Here is a 17411-nt window from a genome sequence, read left to right as displayed (position 1 = left end):
ATGGGCGATACTGGATTTGAACCAGTGACGTCCTGCTTGTAAGGCAGGCGCTCTACCACTGAGCTAATCGCCCGTTTTTATCTGTTTCACTATTATAGCACCAAACTGTAAAATAGGAACAATTTATTTGCTCAGATGAGAAATCTGTTAAGCTGCTGCCTATGCCTTCCGGCCGAACTCACGATCGCATTACTCTGTGGAGTTTACCTGTAGTCACAGGCTTCACATTCGGACAAACTCGCAGCAGCCATCTGACTTTAATTATTGCCAGTTGTTTTCTGTTCAGTGGCCTGATGTTTGGCCCGGATCTTGATATTCATCGTTCCTACCATTTTCAACGGTGGGGTTGGTTGCGGTGGTTGTGGTTACCTTACCAAAAGAGTGTTCGCCATCGCTCGTTTTTGTCTCATGGCCCTGTGATTGGGACTGCGGTAAGACTCTTGTATTTGAGCATTTGGGTGATCATTTTGGCAATACCTGTAGTCTTCATTGCTCAGTCGGTTTGGGAGGTCGAATGGAGTTTCTCTCAAGTTGCTCGAATGATACTGCGATCGCTATCTCAACATTCAACCGAATGGTTAGCGATTTTTATCGGTTTAGAGTTGGGTGCCATGAGTCATTATCTCAGCGACTGGACAGGATCAGCCTACAAACGCATTCAAACTCAAGGCTTAAGCGGACTCTTCTCAAACTCAGCCTATAAACGAGTAAAAACTCAAGGCATTCTGGGATTCTTTGGGTCTAAATCGTCCTCAAAAAAACGCAAATCTCCATCAACCCGTCGTCCGCCCACCCCTTCAGTTGCTAAACGCAACTCAACTAAAAAAGACTAAAGATTAGTGACTTGATTGTTTACTTTTCCGTTCATGTAATTTCAATAAAATCTCTTCATGTACCGTTTCTGTAATCGGATAAAAATAGGTTAAAATTATCCCCCCAACTAACACAATTGCTGGAATGGGCGCGATCGCAAACCGAATCGCAAAAATAGCTGAATCCGGTTGTTGAGGGAGTGCTTCTCCCGGAATTCGTTCAAGAAATCCGGCAATTTCTAATGCTTGTCCGACGAGAAACAATCCGACTGCTAATCCCAATTTTTGTAAAAACACCATAAAGGAATAAAAAAGTCCTTCCCGTCGTTGACCTGTATTCAGTTCATCGAGATCAACAACATCCGGGATCATTGACCACGGAATCAGATAAGCCGTAGACACTCCAAATCCTGCCAAAACAGCTAGCAAATACATTAGACTAATCTGACCCGGTTGCAGAAACCACAATCCAACTTGAGCAATTAACCAAACACTAACTCCCATAAAATAAACAACTTTTTTACCATATTTTTTACTCACCTGACTCCAAACAAATAACATAATAATCGCCGTTCCCTGAACCGCAATGGCTGTCAAATAAAAATCAGTGGTTGACAGTTTCATCCGATTTTGAACGTAGTAGGGAAGAATCGCCGCAGTCAGTTGAACCCCTAGCCAAGAACATAAATAAATTCCGGTAACATATAAAAACGGGCGATTTTCAAAGACAATTTTAATTTGTTGGAATAGGGGTAAATTTGGAGATGAATCTGTTATGGGTTCAGAGGTTTTAGCCTTTAAGGTGCGATCACGAGTTCCTAACACACACCAAAAGATCGGTAAAACGGAAATAATGGCACAAATTAAGCCAAGAACGAGATATTGTTGTTTGAGATTATCAGGAATTAATAAAGAAATAACTAACGCTAAAATTAAGGATAAAATACTACCCCCAATAGAAAAAGCAAACCGAAAACTATTCAGGCTGGTGCGTTCGTGATAATCTTGCGTTAGCTCAGGGGTGAGTGCAGCATAGGGTAAATTAACAACCGTATAACTGAGATTAAACAAGACCGAAATAACAACATAGTACCAGAATAAAACCCAAATATTGGTACTCGGAACAAGCCACTGTAAAAAGAAGAAAATCCCAAACGGAATCGCCCCAAACACCATCCAGGGATAACGCCGTCCCCAGGGATGAACCGTGCGATCGCTAAGTACCCCAATAATGGGATCATTAATCGCATCGGAAATTTTCCCAATCATATAAACACTTCCAGCAAGTCCGGCAGGTAAACCCGCCACATTAGTTAAGAAAACCAATAAAACAAACGCCAGAAGATTGGCCGTAATTGCCGTACCCAGATCGCCCGCACCGTAGGCAATTTTAGTGGACAGATTTAGCTTTTCAGCCAAGGGAAATGAGGCAGGAGAAGCAGGGGAAGACTCATGAGTCATGAAGTTATTCCAAATAATCGTGATCGTCGTTATTTTTCAATTGCATCGGAAGCAAAACCGTTTCAGTGTTCTTTACCGAATGATCTGCGATGGTATCAACAAATAAACGCGATATCCTAGAACTATAGCTCAATTCACTCCAATTTCTATCAGGAGTAACTCAGTTATGGCAACTCTTGGCAATCGTTTTAATCAATTTTTGGGCAAAACTCGCTTTGTCGTCTCTCGGGTATTGCTGCATTTAGGAGGAGCAGAGGTTTCACCTTTACTCGGTGTTCTCAACCAAATTGCTCGTAATGCGATCGAGGCGGAAGGGGATCTCGAAGTGTTGGGGGAGGGACTGGTTGAAATTTGTCAAAATCTGCTGCAATACGACATCTATTGGCAATCTGCGAGCAATGAAGGTGATGTTCTGTGGGATGAAGGGGAAACAGCCGACTATGTTGATCAACTGTTCACCGACTCGGCGCAACGCTATCTCTCCCAACCTTTAGAAGATTTAGCCGATACCCCAGATGTTCCGTTGTCTTTAAGCGCCACAGCAAATCTAGTGGTGATGATTACAATAGCCTGTGAAGGTGAAGTTCCTGCTCTGGAAACCGATTTAGCGAGTATGGAAACGATGCAGGAGGGGTTAAAGGCGATCATCAACCTGCATTATCAAAATCGTCTCCGTGCTATTCAAATTCACTACTCTCCGGCTCGTTTTGGGGATGAACTCACTAGCGATCAATTATTGCAGAACTTCCCAGAACTGATCCCGCTATAGAATTAGGGCGGCTCTTGTCGATCAACTTAAAAAAAACCTCATTGTGATTTATGTTGCGTAAATTCATCATTGTTTTAATGTCACTGTCGTTGTGTTGGACAACCCTCGCTTGTGGTTCGTCGAGTACAACGACTACTTCTAATCAAACTCCCACTCAAACCGTTAGCCAAAATCGAACCCAGGCGAACCAGGGTGAATATCCCGTTCAGCAAGCCGAATACAATGATGCCAACGGTGAATATAGCTTAATGCTCCTCAATACTCCATCGGGAACTCCGCCGACTTATCGGACAACAAACCTGCAAATGGCGCGTCTGACCGATGAACAAACTCAAGCCGGAAAAGGCACTTACGCTCAGATTCAAGGTGATCAAGCTACATTGTATTTGACAGAAGACTTTAAAATCCAATACGTTCACAACGTCACTGAAACCCGCACCGATCCCTCTACCGGTCAACAGCAAGTGGTTGTGGTGCGTCAACAGTCGAGTTTTTGGCAACCTTTTGCCGGGGCTTTTGTCGGAAGTGCGATCGCTAGTACCCTGTTTGCGCCTCGGTATTACGTTCCTCCAGCTTATCAACCGGGTGGTTTAACGGGTTATGGCGGTTATGGGAATACCTATAATAGTGCAGTCAGCGATTATCGTTCTCGTTATAATTCCCCGCCTCCTGCTGTGAAAAATCGCCAAGTCTTGCGAACTACGGGAAATATTGCCTCTCCATCCAACAACCGCACAAATCGTTCCACCTCTAGAGATGCAAGTCGTTCAACCGGATCTGGGGTGGGTTCGAGTAACTTACAACGATCAAATCAAACTCGTCCTTCTCAAACCCAAAAACGAACTCCTAGCTTTGGAAGTGGGAGTTCTCGGAGTCGATCAGGGGGGTCAAGGCGTCGTCGTTAAATCAAATTGTCAAGAGACTGTGATTAGTTTTGATTAATAAAGGACAGAGGGTAGAAGGTATTTGCACCTAACAAATTCTCTCTGACCTCTGACCTTAATTCAGATCAAATTATTTGACAGCGATCACAGCTAAATATTGAGAGTCGAAATATAATAAGATCAATCTCTAACTCTATAGAAACTTAATGTTTAATTAAAGACTTCCAGATGATAAATCTGACCGGAAGTTTTGCTACCCTTGAGAGATCGAAAACCTCACAACCGACAAAATAAAATTGAGTTCTGAAGTATGTTTAATGCAACTGCTGTTCTTGTAGATGCCTTTTTAGAACGACTGCAAGCAGGCTACCGTCGTACCTACGGGGGTTTCAAACCGGACTTCCCTGAAATTATTGCTTGGGTCGGAACAATGGCATTAGAAAATATTGCCAACTGCGATGCCCTCTACCACAATGTCGAACATACGATGTTGGTCACATTGGTCGGGCAGGAAATCATGCGGGGTAAACATATTCGAGAAGGGGGTGTGACTCCTGAGGATTGGTTGCACTTTATCATTTCCTTATTGTGTCACGATATTGGCTATGTAAAAGGGGTCTGTCGCTGCGATCAAGAAGCCAACGGAATCTATGCAACAGGAATCAGTGATGGAATGGTTTCAATCCCTATGGGTGCGACCTCTGCGAGTTTAACCCCCTATCATGTTGACCGAGGAAAATTGGTCATTGATGAACGATTTGGCGGCCATAAATTAATCGATGCCGAACAAGTTAAACGCAATATTGAACTCACCCGTTTTCCGGTTCCGGCTGATGAAACCTATCAAGACCGAAATAATTATTCCGGTTTAGCAAGGGCGGCTGACTTGATTGGTCAACTCAGTGATCCTCGGTATTTAAAGAAAATTAGTTCGTTATTTTATGAGTTTGAAGAAGTCGGAACCAACAAAGTTCTCGGTTACAAAACGCCTGGAGATTTACGCAAAAATTACGCTAAATTTTACTGGAATGGAGTATTTCCTTATATTCCAGCAGCGTTAAGATATTTGGAACTGACTCAAGAAGGGAAACAAGTTGTCGCCAACTTATATGCGAATGTATTCCAAGTTGAAAACGAATCTCGAATTGTTGAAGAAGTCAATAATACCCGTTTTGATTCCGACTCAAATGGTGTTCTTTCATTGGGAGACGGAAATTCAAGACACAAAGAACTACCTAAGTTTAGTGAATTGACTGAACTCAATCTATAATGATTAACGGGAGTTTGAACAGAAAATCCTGTGGAACAGCTAACATCAGAGATTCAACAGCGCGTACAGAAGCTATCGCAACAGCTACATCTTGCTAGCTATGCCTATTATGTTCTCGATGCACCGATCATCGAAGATGCTATCTATGATCAGTTGTATCGAGAACTTCAACAATTAGAAACAGACTACCCTCAACTCATTACTCCCGATAGTCCGACTCAACGAGTGGGTGAAAAACCTGCTACTCAATTTACCTCTGTACGACATAATATCCCGCTTTACAGTCTAGAAAATGCGTTTAATACTGAAGAATTAAAAGCCTGGGACGGGCGTTGGAAAAAGGTTCTAAAAACAGAAGATAAAGAAATTAATTATTCAGAACCTCTCTATATTTGTGAACTTAAAATAGACGGTTCCGCCCTAGCTTTAACCTATGAAAACGGGATTTTGGTTCGGGGTACAACTCGCGGAGATGGGGTTACAGGAGAAGAAATCACTCAAAATGTTAAAACCATTCGTTCAATTCCTCTACGACTCAAATTAGAAAGTCCTCCCTCTATTGTAGAAGTGCGAGGTGAAGCGTTTTTATCCCTGAATATTTTTGCAAAGATTAACCAAGAACGTCAACAAAAAGACGAATCTTTATTTGCTAATCCTCGCAACGCCGCAGCCGGAACTTTACGACAATTAGACTCCCGAATTGTGCGATCACGCCAGTTAGATTTTTTTGCCTATACTGTGCATTTAGAAGGAGAAGAAATCAATCTCAAAACTCAATGGGATTGTTTAGAACTTCTGCAAGAAATGGGCTTTAAAGTCAATCCAAACCGTCAGCTTTGCCACTCGTTAACTGAAGTTCAAAACTACTTTGAAGACTGGGATAGTCGCCGCCAAAATTTATCTTACATGACTGATGGAGTTGTCGTTAAAATTAATCCTTTGTCCCTACAAGAACAACTCGGTTTTACTCAAAAATTCCCCCGTTGGGCGATCGCATTAAAATATCCTGCCGAAGAAGCCCCTACAAAACTTTTAGCTGTTACTGTTCAAGTGGGGAGAACAGGCGCCTTAACCCCTGTGGCGGAGTTAGAACCCCTACAACTCGCCGGAACCACCGTTCAACGGGCGACTCTCCACAATAGCGATCGCATCGCCGAACTCGATCTACATATTGGTGATACCGTAATTGTTAGAAAAGCCGGAGAAATCATCCCGGAAGTCGTTCGTAATCTCCCCGAATTACGCCCTACAAACGCCCAACCTTTTCAAATGCCGACCCACTGCCCGGAGTGTGGTCAAGCCGTTGTCAAGCCCCAAACTGAGGCGGTAACACGCTGTATTAATACCTCTTGTCCGGCTATTTTGCGGGGTTCTCTGATTCATTGGTGTAGTCGAGATGCGGTTGATATTAATGGAGTTGGGGAGAAGTTAGTTCAGCAATTAGTTGAACGGAAATTGATTTCAAGCGTTGCAGATTTGTATGAATTAACTGTTGAAAAACTCACTCAACTTGAACGGATAGGCGAGAAATCAGCGACAAAAATTGTTAATGCAGTTACTGAGTCTAAAACTCAACCTTGGGCGAGGGTTTTGTATGGGTTGGGTATTCGTCATGTGGGAAGTGTGAATGCAGAATTGTTAACTCAAAAGTTTTTAACAGTGGAACAGTTAGCTGATTCTACACCCGCAGATATTGAAGGGGTTTATGGAATTGGTACAGAAATTGCTTTCTCTGTTGAGGAATGGTTTAAAGTTCCGGCGAATCAAGCTTTAATTGAACGGTTAAAACAACAGGGATTAAATTTAGCTTCTCAACCGTCTCCAGAGTCGAGTTTATCACAAAAACAAGATTTAAACTTATCCGGTAAAACTTTTGTTTTGACGGGAACTTTACCGAATTTAAAACGAGATGAAGCCAAGAAATTAATTCAGAATGCAGGGGGAAAGGTTACAGGTTCAGTTAGTTCTAAAACCGATTATGTCGTTGTTGGAGAGGATGCGGGTTCTAAACTCAAAAAAGCCCAAGAATTAGAAATTCTACAGTTATCAGAAGCGGAACTTTTAGAACTGTTAGAGAAACCTGCTTAAATCCCCTGAATTTATTGATAGCAATTATCTCTTAATTTAATTGCATAAATTTATTAATCAATTGAGCAATTTTAGTTGCTTCTTCAGGAGTAATATAATGATATCTTAAAAAGACTTCTCCAGAATGGAGTTTAATATAAAGAACGTGATAAATTACAGAATTATTTTTTTTACATTTAAGGGTTTCTGGTTTAACTTCTACTGAACTAATTTCATTCAAATGACATTGACGTTTTTCACGAAAAAGTCCTTCTGTTTTCCAAGTCGCTAGGTTTAAAGTTCGATCAAATCGACAACTACATTTTGATGACGCTGCGATAAATCCCCCTAACAGTCCCCCAAACAGTAAAGAAGGTAAAGCCATAAGAAGCATAATAATAAAAAAGATGACTCCTAATAGATTAGGCTTAACTTTAATCTTGAGAGAATCTTTATTTTCATTACTAACAAAAGTTTCAATTTCAGATCTAAGCTTTTGAGGAAATTTTGAGGTATAGTACATAGTGAAGGGAATTTGTTTGCGATTGGTTTCTAAAATCACTCGATAAGCATTTTTAGATCCATTTCCATAAGGAACAGATTTTGTTTGTAGGCTAACGTTTTGCAGTTTATCAAGAGTAAATTGTTCAGAGTAGTAGTGACTTAAACTCACTCTAAAAACTTGACACTTAGTTGGTTCAGAAGCGATTCGATTACATTTCAATGATGAATAACTTAACGATCCCAAAGCAAAAAAAGGTAATAAAATAAATATTAATCCCGGTAAACTTACGATTAAACCGGCTAAACATCCAGCATAAGTCGGAACGTTTAATACTAATAGTTGGGGTGTATTTTTAGCAATTTTCATCAAATTTGGGGGGTTTAATTCTTTTATACCCCGAAATTTTATACAACTGCTATTTCGATACAATTTGTTAGATCGATCTATTGAGTATGCTTTAGTGTAGCAAAAAGTCTTTTTTACCCTATTGATAGTTTTAAGGGCGCAAGTCTTGCACCCCTATGACTGTTTCTAACTAAACTACAGTAAACGAATTATTCTCAACGAATGTAATCGAGGTAGCATTAAATCTAATAAAATCAGGTCATAGGCAGCCGCTTGAGCAAAATTCCAACCCTCTATTCCATCAATGGCAATATCAACAGCATGATGCTGATTAACCCAACCTATTTTAACGCGCAAATACACGCTCTAAAAATGCTGTTATTTCTGACCAAGCCGCAGTTGTTACCACCGGATCATAACGATAACCGTCATCGCGCATAAAGGTGTGTTCGGCTTCATAGGTAACAATTTTGTGAGGAATACTTGCCTTTTCGAGTTCATTTTTTACAGTCTGACGGTCATTTTCTGGTGTGTGACGATCTAGAGTTCCAAACACAATCAACATCTCGCCTTTAATCTCAGAAACTCGTTGAATGGTATCGGCTACACCTTGACCTAATTTCCCACTGGGAACACCCGTTGGATAACAACAAACAGACGCTTTGATTTCAGGTTCAAAAGCCGTTCTAAAGGCTAAATGTCCGCCAATACAAAAGCCTAACGTGCCTATTTTATCCGTCGCCACAGAGCTTTCTGCTTTGAGAAATTCTATCACCGCCCGACCATCACGATCATAATTTTCGCCCTCTGTTCTACGGGCGTCATCATTCCCTCGCATTCGTCCGAGATCATCGGGTTCGATCACTTGACCAATAGGTTCAATTCGATGAAAAATCTCCGGTGCGGCGACCACATAACCATATCCAGCTAAATAATTAGCGAGACGAATAATCGGGCTACCTAACTGATAAATATCACTATAAAAAACAATACCCGGATATACACCAGAAGGTTTCGGTGCGGCGATATAAACCCGCATCAAACTGTCATCTACTCTTAAGTCAATATTGCTAGATGTAATTTGCACTTAAAATCCCCCTAATTTTATGCTTAAATTCAAGCAATAAATGTTAGTTATCCCCAAATTTATATTAGTTTAACAGTGATTTTTTAGATTCTGCTAGATTGTTGTGATTTTCTTTAGAATGAGATCAGAAGTCGCGCTGTACTTGGCGATCGCTGTATAATTTTATTTTTGTAATTTATTTTTGTAATATTTTGTCTAATATGGAGCTTGCGCCTTGGAGAGAACCTTTAGCCCGTGCTTTACATCGAAATCGGAGTTTAGCTTATTGTCGTTATTTTCAACTGGCAACTATTCGGAGTGATGGACATCCAGCCAACCGTACCGTTGTTTATCGAGGGTTTATGGATCAGACAAACCAACTCAAAATGATCACCGATAGTCGTAGTCAAAAAGTACAACAAATTACAAAAAATCAGTCGGCAGAGGCTTGTTGGTATTTTCCAAAAACCCGTGAACAATTCCGTTTGTTCGGTCAACTCACACTCATTACCGCGACATCTTCCGATCGCATTTTATCATCGGAACGTCAACAAGTTTGGCAAGATCTTTCCGATAATGCCCGCTCCCAATTTTTTTGGCCATCACCGGGTCAATCTCGTGTGGATGCGTCTGAGTTTACTCCGCCAGAAGTATTTCCGGTGGAACCCCCTGCTGAATTTTGCCTATTGTTGCTCGAACCCGAACACATTGATCACTTAGAATTGCGGGGGGAACCTCAGAACCGTTATCTGTACTGGCGAGAGGCCAATAATAACTGGTTAACTCAAGCCGTTAATCCTTAGAACACTGAGAACACTCATCAAGATGCCAAATACCTGAACCATCGAGAAACTCTAAAATGTCCTTATCCTTGAGACTGCAACAGGTTGTCCCACCACTACAATCAACCTCTGACTCTTGGGAGTCGTCAGCAAGATGATTATTTTCGGAGGTAAAGCATAAAGAAGGTGGAGTTAACGCCCGACGGGGAACTTCAGAAAGTTGATCTTGGAGAGTGTAAACCTGACTTTCGAGGGCTTCAATTCGATCCATCAAAGTCCGAATGACAACCGCTTCAGAGTCGGGTAGGCTACCATGTTCGAGGGGATTGACCCGTACACCCGAACGATAAATCACTCGACCCGGAATCCCTACAACAGTACAATCAGAAGGAACCTCCCGCAACACAACCGAACCCGCACCGATGCGGACATTGTTGCCAATTTGGATATTTCCGAGGACTTTTGCGCCAGCACCCACAACCACATTTTCCCCTAAAGTGGGATGTCGTTTGCCGCTTTCTTTGCCTGTTCCACCGAGAGTCACACCCTGATAGATCAGACAATAGTCTCCAATAATAGCAGTTTCACCAACAACAACACCCATGCCATGATCGATGAATACCCCCGTTCCAATCGTCGCACCGGGATGAATTTCAATTCCCGTTAAAAAGCGAGCTAAATGGGAGATCAGACGAGGAAAAAAAGGCATTCCCAGACTATACATCCAATGGGCTAGACGATGAAACAATAGCGCTTGAAGACCAGGGTAACAAAACAGAACTTCAAGCCAGTTGCGAGCCGCAGGATCTCGCTCGAATATTATCCGGAAGTCAGCTCGTAGGCTTTTGAACACGATTATAAAATATTTATCAAACATACCACGCCTCTATATTAATCGATATTCGGATCAGAACAGTTCATCAAAAAGGGATATATTCCGAATTTTTGGATCGGTTTTTCTCTCGTTCTGAGTTCTTGACAGATTCTTGATGGGCAAAATGTCCCGAATTTTTATAAAAATAGTCAAAAAAATGATTTAAAGTTTTAATTTTCTCACTTCCGCTGTATTATTACTCATTCCGTTTAAAATTTATTGAGAACCCCTCAAAACCCTCAGTTAAGAAGCAAGAGTCATGTCTATTTTACTTACGTTACTTTTGGTCGCAGCCAGCTCGATTTTCTCGGTGGTGTTTGTCTTCTGGCCAAGCTACGGATTAAATTGGCTACACCTTCCTCAGTGGGCTGGATTGATGCTGTTTGGATTAGTGCTATCTTGGTTGATGGGAGAATGACCGAAAAAATTGGGGTACAAGCCCCGTCCGTGATTGACGGCTTTATGCTAAACTTTCTTTTGTGGAAAGGGTAATCAACCACACTAAAAACCCAGTCGCCGAAAAGGCAGCGCACCTTGACGCACTGAAGTTATGAGGTTCCGTACAGGAAAGCTTGTACGGGTAAAAGGCGCAACGCAACAAGTACAGAGAAACCAAGATTTTAGGTTTTGAACTGTAGGGTAGGGCATACCCAAACAGGTTTCTGAAATGGAGCAAAACGCTTGAGGAGAATCCATCTCTGGTATAGATAGGTCGCCCTGTCTGTATTAAGTGGACTCGCTGAACCAAGAATCCCCGCCGTTTACGGCGCGGGAGTGTCAAATTTTTCCATGTTCAATCAAAATTAACCTGTAATCAGCGATCGCGAGCATTCAGCTCAACACTAACCAACGGTTACAGCAGGCAACTTGTAACTATAATCCTTAAATCAATATTGACACGGCAGGGCTATGGTGCGTCAATTGTCATTTACATCTGAAACGTCTTCCATCGATTTTCTGAAATCCCCTTCTAAAAGCGATAAACGGGATTCTCGCTATCTCTATCGAGCCGTAGCGTTTATTTTGTTAATCACGACACTGATGGGGGTGAGTGTCTATCGTTTGGTCGGACTACAACTGATAGAAGGCAAGCAAAACCGCATCCGGGCTGAAGAAAATCGAATTCGTTTGTTACCTATTCCCTCAAATCGGGGCAGAATTTTGGATCGAAATGATCAACCCCTAGCCGAAAATCATCTGACTCGGGCGGTCTATTTGTGGCCAAAGGAACAAACCCAGGAGGAATGGAAGCAAAGCGCCCCACAGTTAAGCAAAGTTCTAGATGTACCGACTGAAGAAATTATCGCCAAGTTAGAAAAAGTTAACTATAACTCTGCCGCTCCAGTTCGTATTGCTCGATATGTCACCCCAGAAGCTTTTGTTTGGATTGGAGAAAATGCCTTAGAGTTACCCGGTGTCGAAATTCGCAGTGACTCTAATCGCTACTATCCACAAGGGAGTGTAGCCTCTCATGTACTAGGTTATATTGGGGAAGCGACCCTAGAAGATTTAAAAGCGAACCCAGAATATCCGATGGGAATGATTGTGGGTAAACTCGGCTTAGAAGCCGGCGCCAATGAGCAACTCGCCGGAGTTTGGGGAGCGCGTTTGGTCGAGGTTAATGCTCAAAATCAAGAATTGCGACTGTTGGGCGAAAAACCCTCTATCGGTGGTAAAGGCATCAAGCTCACTCTCGATATTGCCCTACAAAAAGCAGCAGAACAGGGGATAGGATACCGACGAGGTGCTGCTGTGGCAATAAATGTGAAAACGGGGGAAGTGTTGGCGATGGCGAGTAGTCCCCGCTTCAATCCCAATACATTTACCAAACCTATTTCCACCGAAGAATGGGAAGATCTACAAGGGTTGGAGAATCCTTTTCTCAACCGCACCCTACAAGGATATCCTCCCGGTAGCACGTTTAAAATCGTCTCAGCGGCCGCAGGGATGGGATCTGGTAAATTTTCCCCCGGTTCGATGATTGCGACTTCTGCATCGATTACTGTTGGCGGAATCACCTTTCACGAACATAGTGGCGGTTACGGAGTGATTGGATTTAGAGATGCTTTAGCTTTTAGTAGTAATACGTTTTTTTATCGTTTGGGAATGGCTGTTGGTGCCGAAGAAATTGCCAAGTGGGCGGGGCGTTTTGGGATTGGCAGCACAGACTTGAAGTTGCTGAAATTGGGTGAAGGTTCGACAGGCTTTGTTCCGACTCCCGATAACAAGGAAGAAATTTTCGGCGAACCCTGGTATTTGGGTGATACAATCACGATGTCTATTGGTCAAGGGGCTGTTTTAGCGACTCCGTTAGAACTAGCGGTAATGGTGGCAACGGCGGCAAATGGCGGCAATCGCGTTAAACCTCATTTGTTAGCTGACATGACCAATACCCCTGAAACGAAACCTGTGCCGACGGGGTTAGATCCACAGGTGATTAATACGATTAAAGAAGGGTTAGTGAGCGTGGTTCAGTATGGTACGGGTCAGGGAATGAACGATGGGACAATTCCCCTCACAGGCGGTAAAACCGGAACTTCTGAGGTGCTGTGGCAGCAATCACACTCTCTATTTGTGGGGTTTGGGCCGGCAAATAATCCAGAAATTGCAATTGCTGTGGTGATTGAAAATGGGGGTTATGGTTCCGTTGCTGCTGCTCCTGTCGCCAAGCAAATGTTTCAAACTTATTTTAGCCAGAAAAAGAAATAGGTGACAGGGAATAGGGGAGGTGGGGAGAAAGAAGTCGTGATGTCAGAAATCAGAAGTCAGAAGTTACTGATAACAGCATGATTGCCTGTTCCCTGTCCCCTGTCCCCTGTTCCCTGTTCCCTGTCCCCTGTTCCCTGTTCCCTGTTCCCTGTCCCCTGTTCCCTATTGCCTGTTCCCTGTTCCCTGTTCCCTGTTCCCTGTTCCCTGTCCCCTGTTCCCTGTTCCCTTCTATTAACTGACTTTGCGAGTTCCGGCTAACCATTGTTCAGCTTCGTTGGGGTGTAGGGGTTTCGCGAAATAATAGCCTTGACCATATTTACAGTGGAGGTTTTGCAACTGGATATATTGTTCTTCTGTTTCTATTCCTTCAGCGATCGCATCCATTCTCAGACTCTCTGCGAGTTCCACGATCACTCTAACAATTTCTCGTTTATCACCTACCTGCATTTTATTAACAAAAGAACGATCAATTTTCAGAATATCAACGGGAAACTGATGTAAATATCCTAAAGAACAATAACCCGTCCCAAAATCATCAATACAAATCATAATTTCTCGCTGCTTCAATTCATTGAGAGTGGCGATCGCCAGTTGAGGATCAGCCATAATTGCAGTTTCAGTGATTTCTAATTTTAATTCTCGCCCTAAAACGTGAGTTTCTTGGAGAATTTGATCAACCCGTTGGCTTAAATCTACGGTAAATTGTTGGCTTGATAAATTCACACTCATCATTAACAACTTGGAAAGGGAAAATTTCTCTTTCCAGGTATGAAGCTGACGGCAAGCTTCTCGTAATACCCATTCTCCCAGAGGGACAATAATTCCAGTTTCTTCTGCAACGGGAATAAATTCACCGGGAGAAATAAATCCTTGTTGGGGATGTTCCCACCGCAATAAAGCCTCAAAGCCTGCGATTTTACCCGTACTTAATTCGATAATGGGTTGATAGTAAAGTTGAAATTCTTCTTGTTCCAGGGCAAATCGCAAATCAGTTTGAATTTGTAAACGTCGCAACGCATCAGTTCGCATCCCCGCATCAAACAGAACAGCACAGCCTTTTCCTTTCTTTTTCGCCCGATACATCGCCGTGTCTGCATCTCTCAAAATCTCTGGAGGAAGATGATATTCACGAGTTCCTTTAACAATACCAATACTCGTCCCGATAAACACTTGATGACCTTTGAGAGTAAAGGGTTTATTGAGTATTTTCAGCACTCGGGAGGCGATTTCTTGAGCTTCATTGATATCGGAAATATTTTCTAATAAGATTGTAAATTCATCTCCACCTAATCGACATAAAATATTACCTGAATGCAGACTAATTTTTAGACGTTTACTAATTTCGATTAACAACAAATCTCCCATCCCATGACCCAAACAATCATTGATGATTTTGAAGCCATCTAAATCCAAAAACAACACTGCAAATAGATAATTAGATTGTTTATGTAGACGAGTGATAGATTTTTTAAGGCGTTCAATAAAAAAGGATCTATTCCATAAATTTGTTAAAGCATCGTGAGACGCACTATATCGTAATTTTTCTTCAGTTTTCTTGAGATTTGTAATATCAATTATAGAGCCTTCATAATAGATCACTTGCTTTCCTTTCGATGAACGAATAGCTCTAGCATTTTGTAAAATCCAGATTAAACGTCCATCTTGACGATAAACTTGTGATTCAAAATTAGAAACTTTTCCCTGTTTATTTAAAGTTTGAATAAATTTAGAATACTGTTCGCTACGAAAGTAAAGATTTTTAACTTTAGTTTTTTTATTGAGTAAAACCTGGGGAGAACTATAACCTAAAATATTGGCTAACGCCGGATTTGCACTGGTATATAGACCTTCTAAATTCATTTGAAATATACCTTCGACCGCATTTTTAAAGATATTTCTATACTTTGCTTCCGCTTGTTTGCGTTCAAAGACAGTACCGAGTTGTGTTGCTACTGAAGAAATAAATTCAACTAAACGTCTATCCTCAGCTTTGGGAATAGACATTAAAAAAACAAGTATCGCTAGGACTTGATTATTGGATAAAATCGGCACTCCAAATCCAGCTTTAAATTCAGGTTCTGCCGCAATTAAAGTCCGAGGAAATTGAGTTTCAGATTCTCTGGAAATATCAGGAATCCATTCGGGTTTTTGAGAAGACCAAACCCGTCCCGGTAATCCTTCATTGGGTGCAAATCTTAGACTATGACTTTGTTGACGAAATGCTGTTGCTTTGGAAGTATTATCATAGCCCACTGCACTGTATTCTAAATAAGTTTGATCGGTATTGGGAACCCACGCCTCGCCAAATTCCCAACCCGTCGTTTCACACACCAAACGCAAAGCAACTTCGATAGCAGAGTCAAAATCTGAAGCAATACTGACAGCATTTGTAATCCGTTGAAGCAGTTGTAATTCTTCTTCAGTTCGCTTGCGTTCAGTGATGTCTAAGCCAGCACCTAAAAAGTATTCATACTCGTCTGTTTCTGGGTTAAAAACTGCCCGACCATACCATTCTACAATAATTTTTTTGCCATTTTTCATCAAGACTTTTTCTTCGGTTCTGATGGGGAGTTGGCGGTGAATCATCAACTCAAATACCCAAGGTAAAGCATCTTTATTATGGCGAGGAACAAATGTTGCTAAATAATCAGTACCCACAACTTCTTCGAGAGTATAACCTAAAGCATTCAGCATCGTATCATTCATTAATTTGACTTTTCCTTCTGGATCAAGCACAATTAAGAACGCTGGATTTGCATGAAAAAGGGTTTGATTAAAGTCTTTTTCGTGACGCAAGGCAATTTCAGCTTTTTGACGTTCAATAATTTCAGTTTGCATTTGATCAGTCAGAGGACGTAAAATTAAGACGATTCCCGTTGTTCCTAATCCAATTAAAATGACAATTGCCCCGGAAACCGTTATAAATTGTCGATAAATCGAAGCATAAAGTTTAATTTTTCCCGTCGCCAGCAATAAACCCCCATTTACGGTTGGAACTGGACTATAAGCGATAAAATAGTCACACTCTTTACACCATAATGCTCCGGTTTCTCCGCGAATAGATTTATCAATTGCAATCTTGATTGACGGATCAATAAGTAAGAGATCATCAGATGTAGAATGGGGATTACCTAAGGGCAAAAATGCTTCTGTTTTTTCAGGTTGTCGAATTCCTAAAATGGCGTGACAAACTTTGGAAAATCGAGTACACTTATGAAGTCGCTCAATCTGAGGAAATTGAAATAGAACGATACTGGTTCCAACTTTTTTTGAATTGATGACTGGATTAAGAACGGCAAAGTAAAAGTCTTGCTCAATCCAAAATAGCTTAACTTTAGATAAGTTCGTATCCGAACTAAAACTCTGAAAAACTTGATCGGGTAAAGGTTCACCCACTTCCAACTGTTTTTGATTTTGAGAATCAAGGTAAGCAATTCCGACAACAGATTGATTTAATTTTTTTTGCAGATCAGCTTTAATTTTTTCTGAATAAAATTTTGAACTGCTGACGGTATTTAAACTCGATAAAAATTGCTGAACTTGAATATTTTGAGCAAACTGTAATCCCTGTTCCTGAGCTTTTCTCAAAGAAATATCGAGAGCCACAGCACTTTTTTCAGTTTGCAATAATAGACTCTGTTCTTCTTGTTGTTTGATCCGACTATAAAGCGGGAGCAAGCTAATCAGAGCAACTGTTGTACTAATTACCAAGAGTCCACTTGCTGCCCCAATCACTATCGCTTTTTTAATTTTTTTGGGGTTCATTACCATACTGGATAAAACATTAAAAATTTAATTTTATTGGTTTGATCTCAAGTAGTTTAACCTGTAGAATGAAATTCAACCTCAAAAAACAATTGCTTCTCC

At 41.4% G+C, this 17411-nt stretch carries 15 protein-coding genes and 1 tRNA gene; 9 read left to right on the top strand and 7 right to left on the bottom strand.

Annotation, left to right across the window (positions count from 1 at the left end; all coding sequences use genetic code 11):
- Window position 1: 1 nt before the first annotated feature.
- Window positions 2–73: transfer RNA gene (locus tag L8106_RS11440), tRNA-Val, on the bottom strand.
- Window positions 74–161: 88 nt separating this feature from the next.
- On the opposite strand from L8106_RS11440, the gene L8106_RS11435 reads away from it, so the two are divergent.
- Window positions 162–833 (top strand): metal-binding protein, encoded by a 672-nt coding sequence (locus tag L8106_RS11435; RefSeq protein WP_009784454.1) that lies wholly within the window; start codon window positions 162–164, stop codon window positions 831–833.
- Window positions 834–836: 3 nt separating this feature from the next.
- Here the strand turns inward: L8106_RS11435 and L8106_RS11430 are convergent, their stop codons facing one another.
- On the bottom strand, window positions 837–2273 hold the full coding sequence (locus L8106_RS11430; protein ID WP_009784453.1) for an MFS transporter: 1437 nt from the start codon (window positions 2271–2273) through the stop codon (window positions 837–839).
- On the opposite strand from L8106_RS11430, the gene L8106_RS34215 reads away from it, so the two are divergent.
- The 5 genes from L8106_RS34215 (at window position 2265) to ligA (ending at window position 7284) form a co-directional block, all read left to right on the top strand.
- Window positions 2265–2393: a hypothetical protein gene (locus L8106_RS34215; RefSeq protein WP_009784452.1), complete on the top strand. Its 129-nt coding sequence runs from the start codon at window positions 2265–2267 to the stop codon at window positions 2391–2393. The two genes, L8106_RS11430 and L8106_RS34215, sit on opposite strands and share 9 nt — an antisense overlap.
- A 46-nt stretch (window positions 2394–2439) precedes the next feature.
- The gene (locus tag L8106_RS11425) at window positions 2440–3042 is read left to right on the top strand and encodes a DUF1517 domain-containing protein (protein WP_009784451.1); all 603 of its coding nucleotides are present in this window, start codon (window positions 2440–2442) and stop codon (window positions 3040–3042) included.
- 50 nt (window positions 3043–3092) lie between these two features.
- Window positions 3093–3947, top strand: a complete 855-nt coding sequence (locus L8106_RS11420) for a hypothetical protein (protein WP_039896076.1) — start codon at window positions 3093–3095, stop codon at window positions 3945–3947.
- 289 nt (window positions 3948–4236) lie between these two features.
- Complete coding sequence (locus L8106_RS11415) at window positions 4237–5196, top strand: Npun_R2479 family HD domain-containing metalloprotein (protein WP_009784449.1); 960 nt, start codon at window positions 4237–4239, stop codon at window positions 5194–5196.
- Window positions 5197–5226: 30 nt separating this feature from the next.
- A complete protein-coding gene (gene ligA, locus L8106_RS11410) occupies window positions 5227–7284 on the top strand; it encodes an NAD-dependent DNA ligase LigA (RefSeq protein WP_009784448.1) in 2058 nt (685 codons plus the stop codon).
- 31 nt (window positions 7285–7315) lie between these two features.
- Here the strand turns inward: ligA and L8106_RS11405 are convergent, their stop codons facing one another.
- From L8106_RS11405 to L8106_RS11400, 3 genes are all read right to left on the bottom strand, one after another.
- Complete coding sequence (locus tag L8106_RS11405) at window positions 7316–8134, bottom strand: hypothetical protein (protein WP_009784447.1); 819 nt, start codon at window positions 8132–8134, stop codon at window positions 7316–7318.
- A 174-nt stretch (window positions 8135–8308) separates the two neighbouring features.
- Window positions 8309–8476 carry a DNA ligase gene (locus tag L8106_RS32950; RefSeq protein ID WP_009784446.1) on the bottom strand — a complete coding sequence of 56 codons (168 nt, stop codon included), beginning with the start codon at window positions 8474–8476 and terminating at the stop codon, window positions 8309–8311.
- A complete protein-coding gene (locus L8106_RS11400; protein ID WP_009784445.1) occupies window positions 8460–9200 on the bottom strand; it encodes a dienelactone hydrolase family protein in 741 nt (246 codons plus the stop codon). The genes L8106_RS32950 and L8106_RS11400 overlap by 17 nt, the downstream gene beginning before the upstream one ends.
- Window positions 9201–9400: 200 nt before the next feature.
- Here L8106_RS11400 and L8106_RS11395 point away from each other — a divergent pair, with 200 nt between their 5' ends.
- Window positions 9401–9982 (top strand): Npun_F5749 family FMN-dependent PPOX-type flavoprotein, encoded by a 582-nt coding sequence (locus tag L8106_RS11395; protein ID WP_009784444.1) that lies wholly within the window; start codon window positions 9401–9403, stop codon window positions 9980–9982.
- Here the strand turns inward: L8106_RS11395 and cysE are convergent.
- The gene (cysE, locus tag L8106_RS11390; protein WP_050779111.1) at window positions 9972–10814 is read right to left on the bottom strand and encodes a serine O-acetyltransferase; all 843 of its coding nucleotides are present in this window, start codon (window positions 10812–10814) and stop codon (window positions 9972–9974) included. The genes L8106_RS11395 and cysE overlap by 11 nt on opposite strands.
- A 280-nt stretch (window positions 10815–11094) precedes the next feature.
- Between cysE and L8106_RS32100 the strand changes: the two genes are divergently transcribed.
- Window positions 11095–11253, top strand: coding sequence for a hypothetical protein (locus L8106_RS32100; protein WP_156803645.1), 159 nt, complete (start codon window positions 11095–11097; stop codon window positions 11251–11253).
- 491 nt (window positions 11254–11744) lie between these two features.
- Entirely contained in the window at window positions 11745–13544 is a 1800-nt protein-coding gene (gene mrdA / locus L8106_RS11380; protein WP_009784441.1) for a penicillin-binding protein 2, read from the top strand.
- Between the two features lie 231 nt (window positions 13545–13775).
- Here mrdA and L8106_RS11370 read toward each other — a convergent pair whose 3' ends face one another.
- Window positions 13776–17309 carry an EAL domain-containing protein gene (locus L8106_RS11370; protein ID WP_009784440.1) on the bottom strand — a complete coding sequence of 1178 codons (3534 nt, stop codon included), beginning with the start codon at window positions 17307–17309 and terminating at the stop codon, window positions 13776–13778.
- Window positions 17310–17411: the final 102 nt, after the last annotated feature.

It is taken from the genome of Lyngbya sp. PCC 8106 (genome assembly GCF_000169095.1).
Lineage (GTDB): Bacteria > Cyanobacteriota > Cyanobacteriia > Cyanobacteriales > Microcoleaceae > Capilliphycus.
This window is presented reverse-complemented; position numbering and strand designations above follow the sequence as displayed.